The following is a 10,928-nucleotide window of genomic DNA, read 5'->3' as shown; positions in this document are numbered from 1 at the left end:
CCCAGAACCCGGTAGATCAGGCGGGCACTTTCGTATTGCCGGAATCCCAGCTTGACCGCTTTCTGATGCGCATTTCTCTCGGCTACCCGGCCCCGGATGTGGAGCTGGAACTGCTTGCCGGCGGCGATTTGCGCCAGCAGGTGCGCGAGCTGAAAGCGGTAATCAATGGCGAAGGGTTGATGAAACTGGCCCAGGTGGTGGGCAAAATTCGTGTTACCCGCGAGCTGCTCGACTATGTGCAGCGGCTACTTGACGCCACGCGTTCTGATGACCGCTTTGTGGCGGGGCTGTCACCCCGTGCGGGTTTGGGGCTGTTACGTGCGGCACGAGCCTGGGCGCTGATTACGGGCCGGGACTATGTGCTGCCAGAAGACGTGCAGGCGGTCTGGGCCTCCGTGGCAGAGCATCGCCTGAGTGCTCGGCAAGGGGGCAGTGTGGCAGCCATTAGCCAGTCATTGCTCCAGTCCGTGCCAGTGGTACGGCGCTAGGGCGGCGCCGTGACGCTTCCTTCCGGGCTACGTCGGCTCTATGAGCGATGGCTGGCACGCCGACTGCCGGCGGCCAGCCAGATCGTTCTGAACCAGAAACGTATTTTTATTTTTCCTACCGGCTACGGATTCTTCTATCTGTTAGTGGCCGCGCTGCTGTTTATCGGTGGCATCAATTATGAAAACAACCTGATTCTGGCCCTGTCATTTCTGATGGCCAGCCTGTTTCTGGTTGCCATTTTGCATACCTTTCGCAATTTATCGGCCCTGGGCCTGCGTAATGGCACGGCGGAATCCGGTTTCAGTGGTGAAGAAGGGGCTCTGGAAGTGGTGCTGTTCGCTGAGCAGCGGGCCCACCATTGCGTCTGGTTGCGTTGGCCGGGGCAGGATGCACAGCAAGTGAGTGTCATGGCCGGGGAGGAGGAGAGCCTGTGGCTGAATCTGCCGTTGGCCAGAAGGGGCAAAATCTCGGCACCACGACTGAAAGTGGAAAGCCGTTTTCCTCTTGGCTTGCTGCGTACCTGGTCCTACGTGACGCTCGATCATTACTGTCTGGCCTGGCCGCGCCCGCAGGAAAGTGAAGATTGCCCAGCCGATGGTGGCAAAAATAACCAGCGGGCATTCAGTAGTGGGCAGTCCGGCAATGAAGAGTTTCAGGGGTTGCGCCGGTATGTGCCCGGTGACTCCTTGCGCAAGATCGACTGGAAAGGCTATGCCCGTGGTCGCGGCCTGAATACCAAGCTGTTCGAAGAGCCAGTGGGTGGGCGGTTATGGCTGCGCTGGGACAAGCTGGAAGGGCTGGGCGATGAACAACGGCTTTCCATTTTGTGTCACTGGGTGCTGGAGCTGGATCGGCAGCACCAGCCCTATGGGTTGGTGTTGCCGGGCCTGACATTGGCACCGGATACCGGTGATGTGCATCGCTGGCGCTTGCTGGATGCGCTGGCCTGTTACCCGGAGTTCTGATGGCGCGTATTTACCAGGTTCCTTCCCATACCCGCCTTTGGCTGACGCTTGCGGTAACGTTCTGTGCGCTGCCTCAGTTACTCAAAGGCCCGCTTTGGCAAGGGGGGCTGTTTGCGTTGGTGATCATTATCCGTGCCCTGGTCAACCGCCAGCGGATAGCGTTGCCCGGGCGTATTATCCGCAGCCTGTTGTTGATGGGGGCGGTGGCGCTCACCTTTTACAGCTTCGGCCGCCTGTACGGCCCGGAAGCCGGTGTGGCCCTGCTGGTGTCGCTGTTCGGGCTCAAGTATCTGGAAGTGGTTAGTCAGCGGGATGCCTACGTCTTGCTGGTGCTGGGTTTTTTCGTTTGTGCGACGTCGTTGCTGTTCTCGCAAAGCCCGCTGATGTTCCTCTATGTGTTGCTGTGCATGGTGCTACTCACCGCCTGTCTGGCGGGGATTAATCATAGCGATACCCGTGCCAGCGGCATGCAGCACCTTAAACGCGCCGGCATCATCATGGCCCAGGCGGTCCCCTTGATGCTGATTCTGTTTGTGCTGGTGCCCAGAGTGGCGCCGCTGTGGAACATGCAGGTGGGCAACGGAAAAGCCCGCACCGGGATGACCGACAGCATGGCCCCCGGACAGATCAGCGAGCTGTCAGAGTCGTCCGCGCTGGCGTTCCGCGTCGCTTTTGACGGCGATATGCCGCCGCCGGCAGAGCGCTACTGGCGCGGCCTGACATTGAGCCATTTTGATGGCCGGGCCTGGCAGCAGGCCATTCCTCGCGGCATGGATGAGGCGCGTTACCTGTACGGCGGCCGTGGGCCGACCCCGGACTGGGTGGATGCGTTGACAGCCGGGCGGGGCGACGGCACCAGCTATGCCTACCAGGTTATAGTTGAACCTACCCAGCGCCGCTGGCTGTTTGCCATGCCGGTACCCTTTGTCAGTGAGGGAGGCGTCAGCCTGGCCCGGGACATGCGGCTGGTGGCGAACAACCCGGTGAGCCAACGACAGAGCTATCAGGTTGTCAGTGTGCCGGCGGCAACCCGGCGGCTGCCATTGGCAGCAGAAGAGAAAGCGCTGATGCTGTCGATTCCTGACGAGAGCGGCCGCCGTGCCCGTGGTCTCGCCCAGCAGTGGCGCCTTGAGAACCCGTCGGATGCGGCAGTGGTGCAGCAGGCGTTGAGGTATTTTCGCCAACAGCCTTTCCACTACACGCTGCGACCGCCCAAACTGGTGGCCGACCCCATTGACGATTTCCTGTTCCGTTCGCGCAAGGGGTTCTGCGAGCATTATGCCTCCAGCTTTACCTTCCTGATGCGCGCTGCCGGAATCCCTGCCCGGGTGGTGGTGGGCTATCAGGGAGGCGAACAGAACAGTCTGGGTTCCCACTTGCTGGTGCGTCAATACGACGCCCATGCCTGGAGTGAGGTGTGGCTTGAGGGACAGGGCTGGGTGCGGGTGGACCCCACCGGTGCCGTGGCGCCAGAACGCGTGGAGCGAGGTTTACGAGCCGCGCTTGAAGAGCGTGATTCCGGGGGTGAGCTAAGCGGTATTCAATTTGATGGCTTTGCCGACAGCGGCCTGCTGGGCGTCATGCGTGAGTGGGCCGATTATGTGGATTTCCGCTGGCAGACCTGGGTGCTGGGCTACGACAGCCAGCTGCAGTTGTCCGTGCTGAGCAAGCTACTGGGGCAAGTGACACCGCTGCGTGTGGCGATTACGTTGATGGTGTCTGTGGCCTTGCTGTTGGGGCTGTATGGCCTGTACCTGTTCTGGCGCAACCCAGCCCATAGTCAGTCGCCCTTGGAGAAGGAGTTCTGGCGGTTACATCAGCGTGCTCAGGCCTGCGGGCTGGCGTTGGCCCCCGGGGTAACGCCTTCGCAACTGGCCAGCGCCATAGCAGAGCGCTGGCCACGGGCGGCCAGCCCGGCCCAGGATTGGGCCCGTTACTACCAGCGTGCACTGTACGATCCACGGCAAAAAAACCGTAAACAGCAAATGCGCCATTTACGTGGCCTGCGAAATCGCTTATACAAATTATTGGACTAGTGTGCTATCCGGGAGGCGGGTACGCTGGTATGCGTTGCAATGATTGCTTGGGTTGTTATGGAGAACGACGAATGCGTGCCGCAAATTATAAGAAAGCGCTCGAACTGACAGAGCATACCCCTTGGGCCCAGCAGTTCTGGGATGACCTGGTGCCCCTCAAGAACAAGGTTGTTAACCACCCGGTATTCGCGGAAATGGCCAGCGGGCAACTGAGCCTGCCGCGTTTCCGTTGTGCGTTATTGAATTTCTACCCGCTGGTGGAAAACTTCCCCAAGTATATGGGGCTGAACCTGGCGAAAACCCGGCCTGGCCGCTTCCCGGGCCATGAGCAGGCCAAGAACTGGTTGATCGGCAACATCAAGATTGAGCAGCGCCACGCCTATTGGTACCAGGACTGGGCCATGGGCTTCGGCCTGACACTGGAAGACCTTGAGTTCGTTGAGCCTCCTGCGGCGATGGATGCGGTCAACAATTTTCTCTGGACCATGGGGCGCCAGGGCAGCCTGGAAGAAGGTATTGCTGCCACCAATCTGGCCATTGAGTGGGCCACGGGCGAGTGGAGCCAGAGTGTGGTCAAGGGCATGAAGGCGTATCAGGAAGACGGGGTCGCCACGATTAACCGTCATTCCATGGCCTGGCTGAGAGCTCATGCCTCCTATGACGACGATCACCCCCATGAGGCCATGGAGTTGGTGAAGTTGCTCTGTGTAGAGCAGGAAAGCCGTGACCGCGCCTTCAAGGCGGCCCAGCGTGGGCTGGAGTATTACATTCAGGCGCTGGATTATTGCTATCAAACGCCGGAAGCTTGAAGCCGGGTGCCTGACGCTTGCGCCTGACCTTTACCGTTAGGCGCCCTGCGTCAGGCCTCGGGCGTTGCTACATATACACTTTCAGCTTGTCGCGAATCACTTTCTGGATTGCCTTGATCTCCATGGCAGACCGGTCCACCAGCTTGGATGGTTGAATGCGATGCAGGTGCAGGCAGGGAAAATCCTTGCGGAAGGCGCGCAGGTCGCCTTTGGTGATAACCGGCAGAAAGGGGACTTCCTTCGTTTCTTTTTTCATCAACGCCCACAGGCCCACTTTCAGCGGTACCGGCTTGATGACGCGCTTGCCGTACTTCAGCAGGCGCAAGGTCAGAAATAATCCTTCCTTACCGAAAAGATCGCCGGGGACGATATACATGCCGCTGGCATGCACACTGTGGTCCCCAATGCTGTTGAACGTATCGTGGTACGCGTAGGGGTTGGGTAAAATGATCATTGAACGATCATCATCATCGGGCAATGAGATGTCGTAGTTGGTATAGAGCTGCTGTACTGGTGCACTGTAAACGCACAGCGTTTCCTGGAACTGTTTGATAAAATTGACCGCCCGCTTGTGGTTGTCAAACTGGTCCAGTTTCCAGATTAGATGCTCAGGGATCCCCAAATCATTCAGCATAAATCACTATCTGACGTAGTTATTAATTATTAGCTATATGAGCAGAATATAGCATAGGTTTTGCACGTCACGAGCATTACTGCGTGATGAAAAGTGCCAGCGTGACGGTGGTCACGGCGAAACGGCGACGGACGTAACGAATGGCAACAGTTTTTCCAGTCGATCAGGCGATTAACCCGCTTTTACAGGCGTTAAAGGCGCACGGGCGTGCCATTCTCGAGGCGCCGCCGGGGGCCGGGAAGTCTACCCGTGTACCCCTGGCGCTGCTGGACAGTCAGTGGGGCCAGCGCGGGAAAATCCTGATGCTGGAACCGCGCCGCGTGGCGGCCCGCTCGGTGGCCACTTTTATGGCCTCGCAACGGGGAGAAGCCGTGGGGCAGTCGGTGGGCTACCGCACCCGTACTGATACCCGGGTGAGTGCCCGGACGCGCCTGGAAGTGGTGACCGAAGGGGTACTGACCCGCATGTTGCTCAACGATCCCGAGCTCCCCGGTGTCAGCCTGGTGATTTTTGATGAATTCCATGAACGCTCTCTGAACGCCGATCTTGGCCTGGCCCTGATTCTGGAGGCGAGTGAGGTTTTTCGTCCCGATCTCGGCCTGCTGGTGATGTCCGCCACGTTGGACTGCGGCCCGCTGGAAACCCTTCTGCAGGCGCCGCTGGTGCGTAGCGAAGGGCAGAGCTACCCCGTGTCCGTTGCCTATGCGCCGGTGCCCGCCCGCCAGGACTGGCGCAACCATTGCGCGGAACAGGTGATGGGACTGATCGGCGACGCCGGGGTGATACTGGTCTTCCTGCCCGGGCAGAGCGATATGCGCCGTGTTGCCAGTCAGCTGGATCAGCGGGGCTGTAGGGTAGCGGTGGCCACGCTTCATGGTGGTTTGTCTCTGGACAAACAGCAGAGGGTGCTCGAATTGGCAGCCAATGAGCCGCAGCTGATCGTGTTGGCGACCAATGTGGCAGAAACCAGCCTGACCATCGACGGGGTAACCCACGTGGTCGATAGTGGTTTCGCCCGCGAGCCGGTCTATGATCCTGCCCGGCATCGTACCCGCTTGGTCACCCGTCGTATCAGCGATGCCAATGCCCGGCAACGCAGTGGCCGGGCCGGGCGCCTGGGGCCAGGCCATAGCCTGCGCTTGTGGGGCGAAGCGGATGTGTTGGCGCGTTATCAATTGCCGGAAATTCAGCGTGTGGGGCTCGACCGGCTAGTGCTGGATCTGGCTCGCTGGGGTTGCCGTGATCCACAACAGATGCCATGGCTTGATGTGCCACCGCAGGCCGCCTGGGACAGTGCGGTGGAGCGCCTGCAGCGCGGTGGTGCGCTGGATCAAAGCGGGTCGCTGACGCCCCGGGGCGACGCCATTGCCCGTCTCCCTGTGGATCCATCTCTTGCCCTTCTGTTGATTGCTGCCAAAGAGATCGGGCTAGCCGAGCCGGCGGCCCGGCTTGTTGCGGTGCTCTCCGAGCGGGATATCCTTGCCGGCGAGGGCGTGGATTTACGGCGGCGCCTGGAGGCGCTGGAGAATCATCCGCAACGCTTCGCTACGGTGCTTGCCGAGGCGAAGCGTCTTAACGCCGGGAACGACCAGACACCGCAAGGCTGGCGCGATGGCATGGGTGGCTTGTTGGCGTCAGTGTTTGCGTTGCAGATAAGCCGGCGGCGCAGCGGTAGCCAGGGGCGTTACCAAATGGCCGATGGCCCGGGCCTGTTCCTGCATGACAACGATAGCCTGCAGGGAGCGGAATGGTTGCTGGTCATGGACACAGATGGGCAACCCAAAGACGCGCGCATTCGCCTCGCCTGGCCTTTGACTGATCAAGAGATTGACTCTGTTCTGGAGCAGCATGGTCGTTGGCGGGAACACATTGGTTGGGACTCAGAAAAACAGCGGGTCACCGGGCGCCGTGAACGGGTGCTGGGGAATTTGGTCCTGCAAAGCCAGCCACTGGCGTCACTGAGCAATGAACAGCAGGTAGCCGGCCTGTTGGCTGGCATCCGCAGCCTGGGGCTTGCGGTGCTTCCCTGGGAGGAGTGTTGGCGTCAGTGGCAAGCGCGTATTCTGCGCTTGTCTGCGATGCAGCCAGAGGCGGGTTGGCCGGATGTGAGTGATGCGGGGCTTCTGTCCGGGCTGGAGCAGTGGCTGGGGCCTTACCTTGCCGGGATGCGCAGCGTGGCGGATCTGAAAAAATTGCCTCTGGGGGCGGCGCTGTCTGGCCTGTTATCGATAGATCAGCAGCGCCAACTGGAGCAATGGATGCCGGAAACGGTGACCATTCCCACCGGCCGTACCGTGCATCTGGATTACACCGGTGAGCATGTGGTGTTGGCGGCCAAGTTGCAGGAACTGTTCGGTTTGCAGAGGTTGCCGATGCTAGCGGCTGGTGCGCTTGCGATCACGGTTCACCTGCTCGCTCCGGCGGGGCGCCCGGCAGCGATTACCGATAACCTGGCGCGGTTCTGGGCAGAGAACTATGCGGCCGTGCGCAAGGATTTACGTGGCCGTTATCCAAAGCATCCATGGCCTGAAGATCCTCTGCAGGCACAGGCTACCGGGCTGACCAAGCGCCGGTTAGGGCAGTAGTGGTTCCGGTTTGCCGTGGGGGGGGCGGCTTGCGGCTACGCCTGATTCGACACCCGCTCGATAAACAGACACAAAAAAGCCCGGCTTCGCAGCCGGGCTTTTTTGGTTCCGTGAAACGGTCAGTCAGTCGTTATACAGACTGGGCAACCGGGATCTTCACGGTGTCTGCCACTTCCTGGTATTCGGCCATTTGGTCGAAGTTCAGGTAGCGGTAGATCTCGGAGGACATGGAGTCGATGGTGTTCGCATACTCCATGTACTCTTCCTTGCTCGGCAGCTTGCCGAGGATGGACGCCACAGACGCCAGCTCAGCCGATGCCAGGTACACATCCGCACCCTGACCCAGACGGTTCGGGAAGTTACGGGTGGAGGTGGATACTGCAGTGGACTTCGGTGCGATGCGAGCCTGGTTCCCCATGCACAGGGAGCAGCCCGGCATCTCGGTGCGTGCACCGGCGCTGCCGAAGATGTTGTAGTAGCCTTCTTCGGTGAGCTGGTGCTGATCCATCTTGGTCGGCGGAGCGATCCACAGACGGGTCGGCATGGTGCCGCTTTCCACTTTCTGCAGCAGTTTGCCGGCTGCGCGGAAGTGACCGATGTTGGTCATGCAGGAACCGATGAAGACTTCGTCGATCTTGGCGCCAGCCACGTCGGACAGGGTCTTGGCATCGTCCGGGTCGTTCGGGCAGCACAGTACCGGCTCGTTGATCTGGTCCATGTCGATTTCGATGACGGTGTGGTACTCGGCATCGGCGTCGGCACGCATCAGGCTCGGGTTGGCCAGCCACTCTTCCATGCCCTGAATACGACGCTCAATGGTACGGGCGTCGCCGTAGCCGTTGGAGATCATCCACTTGAGCATGGTGATGTTGGACTTCAGGTACTCGGTCACGCTGTCTTCGGACAGGGTGATGGTACAGCCCGCAGCGGAACGCTCGGCGGACGCGTCAGACAGCTCGAATGCCTGCTCAACGGTCAGGTCATCCAGGCCTTCAATTTCCAGTACGCGACCGGAGAAGACGTTGACCTTGCCGGCTTTGGCAACGGTCAGGTGGCCGTCTTTGATGGCCTGCATGGGGATGGCGTGTACCAGGTCACGCAGGGTGATGCCCGGCTGGCGCTTGCCCTTGAAGCGAACCAGTACGGATTCCGGCATGTCCAGCGGCATCACACCGGTGGCAGCGGCAAACGCAACCAGACCAGAGCCGGCGGGGAAGGAAATGCCCATGGGGAAACGGGTGTGGGAGTCACCACCGGTACCCACGGTATCCGGCAGCAGCATACGGTTCAGCCAGGAGTGGATGATGCCGTCGCCCGGACGCAGGGAAACACCGCCACGGTTCATGATGAAGTCGGGCAGGGTGTGCTGGGTTTCCACGTCAACCGGCTTGGGGTAAGCGGCGGTGTGACAGAAAGACTGCATCACCAGGTCCGCCTGGAAGCCCAGGCAAGCCAGATCTTTCAGCTCGTCACGGGTCATCGGGCCAGTGGTGTCCTGGGAACCTACGGTGGTCATCTTCGGCTCGCAGTACATGCCGGGGCGAACACCTTCCATGCCGCAGGCCTTGCCGACCATTTTCTGGGCCAGGGTGTAGCCCTTGTTGGAATCACCCGGCTGCTCCGGCTTGCGGAACAGTTCGGACGGCGCCAGACCCAAGGCTTCGCGAGCCTTGGTGGTCAGGCCGCGACCGATGATCAGGTTGATACGGCCGCCGGCGCGCACTTCGTCCAGCAGCACCTGGGAACGCAGGTCGAATTCGGCAATCACTTCGCCGTTCTTTTCTACCTTGCCAGCGAATGGGTAAACGTCGATCTGGTCACCGGTTTCCATTTTGGAAACATCGCACTCGAAGGGCAGGGCGCCGGAATCTTCCATGGTGTTGAAGAAGATGGGGGCGATCTTGCCGCCGATGCACACGCCACCGGCGCGCTTGTTGGGCACATACGGGATGTCTTCACCGAAGTGCCACAGCACGGAGTTGGTGGCGGACTTACGGGAAGAACCGGTACCCACAACATCGCCCACGTAGGCAACAGGCAAGCCTTTTTTCTTCAGTTCGTCCATCTGGCTCAGCGGGCCGATTTCGCCGTCTTTTTCCGGAGTAATACCTTCACGGGCGTTTTTCAGCATGGCGTTGCCGTGCAGCGGGATGTCCGGGCGGCTCCAGGCGTCCTGGGCGGGGGACAGATCATCGGTGTTGGTTTCGCCGGTGACCTTGAACACGGTCAGAGACATTTTCTCTGCCAGGTCCGCGCGCTTGGTGAACCACTCACCTTCGGCCCAGGACTCGATCACTTCCTTGGCCTTGGCGTTGCCGGCTTTCATCTTGTCTTCCACGTCGTGGAAGGCATCGAAGACCAGCAGGGTGTGCTTGAGTTCGTCTGCGGCGATTTCGGCCAGTTCGGCATCGTCCAGCGCTTCAACCAGAGTGGCAACGTTGTAGCCACCTTGCATGGTGCCCAGCAGTTGAACGGCACGTTTACGGTCGATCAGGGGAGAGCTGGCTTCGCCTTTAACGATCGCGGTCAGGAACGCGGCTTTAACATAAGCGGCCTGGTCCACACCCGGTGGAACGCGGTTTACGAACAGGTCCTGGATAAATTCTTCTTCGCCAGCCGGCGGGGTCTTCAGCAGTTCTACCAGGTCGGCAACCTGCTGTTCGGTCAGCGGCTTTGGCGGCACACCTTCAGCGGCGCGCTCTTCTACATGTTTGCGATAGGCTTCTAGCACAGCGTTTCCCTCATCGTCGTCTTGGCTGATTTCTTTTGGAAATCAGTCTTTTAGGGTGTTACTGGGGGTTGGAGTTGCGCGCGGAGTATAGCGGAATGGGCATCAATTGTTAAGACAAACCGGGGTTACAACCATTCATGGCGTGAATACTCGTAATCACTGAAACGGTGAGGCACTGAAAACGCAGGGGCGCAGCGCTAGTAGGGCGTGTCGACCCCGGCTGGTGGGCGGCGGAAACGCTTGTAGCTCCACAGGTACTGGCTGGGGGATTCGTCGATAAGATGCTCGATGGAGCGGTTCATGGCCGTCAGAGCCTTATCCAGGTCCTCATCTGCCACGCAGGGGTCAGCCGGCCGAACCCGAATTTCGTAGCCCTGGGTGCCGGGCAGGCGACGCGCCCAGGCCATGAAGGTGACGGCGCCTGTCTGGCGGATCAGTTTGCATGCCAGTGTCCCGGTATAGGTCGGCTGGCCATAAAAAGGGGCGTGGCGCCCGCTGCGGCGATCGGGAACCTGATCGGGCAGGATGGCGGTTAGGGCTCCTTTCTTCATGGCCCGTACCAGGCCAGCAACGCCGCGGGCGGTGGTGGGGTACATGGTGGAGCCAAAATGTTCCCGGCCGCTGAGCACCAGATCATCCACTTCCGGCAGTCCGGAGGGGGCAAACATGGCGTGCAGTC

General features: G+C 60.2%; 8 protein-coding genes. 5 read left to right on the top strand and 3 right to left on the bottom strand.

Going from position 1 to position 10,928, the window contains the following annotated elements; genetic code table 11:
- The 4 genes from A3754_RS01425 to A3754_RS01410 all read left to right on the top strand — a co-directional run.
- On the top strand, positions 1-488 hold a 488-nt coding region (locus A3754_RS01425; protein WP_197468358.1), incomplete at its 5' end, for a MoxR family ATPase.
- A gap of 9 nt (positions 489-497) precedes the next feature.
- The gene (locus A3754_RS01420) at positions 498-1,454 is read left to right on the top strand and encodes a DUF58 domain-containing protein (RefSeq protein WP_063518664.1); all 957 of its coding nucleotides are present in this window, start codon (positions 498-500) and stop codon (positions 1,452-1,454) included.
- Positions 1,454-3,490, top strand: coding sequence for a DUF3488 and transglutaminase-like domain-containing protein (locus A3754_RS01415; RefSeq protein ID WP_063518663.1), 2,037 nt, complete (start codon positions 1,454-1,456; stop codon positions 3,488-3,490). The genes A3754_RS01420 and A3754_RS01415 overlap by 1 nt, the downstream gene beginning before the upstream one ends.
- A gap of 71 nt (positions 3,491-3,561) precedes the next feature.
- Positions 3,562-4,299 (top strand): TenA family transcriptional regulator, encoded by a 738-nt coding sequence (locus A3754_RS01410; protein WP_063518662.1) that lies wholly within the window; start codon positions 3,562-3,564, stop codon positions 4,297-4,299.
- A gap of 67 nt (positions 4,300-4,366) precedes the next feature.
- Here A3754_RS01410 and A3754_RS01405 read toward each other — a convergent pair whose 3' ends face one another.
- Positions 4,367-4,933 (bottom strand): hypothetical protein, encoded by a 567-nt coding sequence (locus A3754_RS01405; protein ID WP_063518661.1) that lies wholly within the window; start codon positions 4,931-4,933, stop codon positions 4,367-4,369.
- A gap of 140 nt (positions 4,934-5,073) precedes the next feature.
- Here A3754_RS01405 and hrpB point away from each other — a divergent pair, with 140 nt between their 5' ends.
- Positions 5,074-7,518 carry an ATP-dependent helicase HrpB gene (hrpB, locus tag A3754_RS01400; RefSeq protein WP_063518660.1) on the top strand — a complete coding sequence of 815 codons (2,445 nt, stop codon included), beginning with the start codon at positions 5,074-5,076 and terminating at the stop codon, positions 7,516-7,518.
- Between the two features lie 130 nt (positions 7,519-7,648).
- Here the strand turns inward: hrpB and A3754_RS01395 are convergent, their stop codons facing one another.
- On the bottom strand, positions 7,649-10,249 hold the full coding sequence (locus A3754_RS01395) for a bifunctional aconitate hydratase 2/2-methylisocitrate dehydratase (RefSeq protein ID WP_063518659.1): 2,601 nt from the start codon (positions 10,247-10,249) through the stop codon (positions 7,649-7,651).
- Positions 10,250-10,446: 197 nt separating this feature from the next.
- The coding region (locus A3754_RS01390) for a lysophospholipid acyltransferase family protein (protein WP_197468357.1) at positions 10,447-10,928 on the bottom strand (482 nt) is incomplete at its 5' end.

It is taken from the genome of Alcanivorax sp. HI0083, assembly GCF_001635175.1.
Note: the sequence above shows the minus strand (reverse complement) of the source record. Positions and strands in the feature narration are given on the sequence as shown.

Bases quoted from the DNA above. Each gene is read 5' to 3' on its own strand.
- A3754_RS01415 (WP_063518663.1), top strand. From the start codon at position 1,454: ATGGCGCGTATTTACCAGGTTCCTTCCCATACCCGCCTTTGGCTGACG.
- A3754_RS01410 (WP_063518662.1), top strand. From the start codon at position 3,562: ATGCGTGCCGCAAATTATAAGAAAGCGCTCGAACTGACAGAGCATACC.
- A3754_RS01405 (WP_063518661.1), bottom strand. From the start codon at position 4,933: ATGCTGAATGATTTGGGGATCCCTGAGCATCTAATCTGGAAACTGGAC.
- hrpB (WP_063518660.1), top strand. From the start codon at position 5,074: ATGGCAACAGTTTTTCCAGTCGATCAGGCGATTAACCCGCTTTTACAG.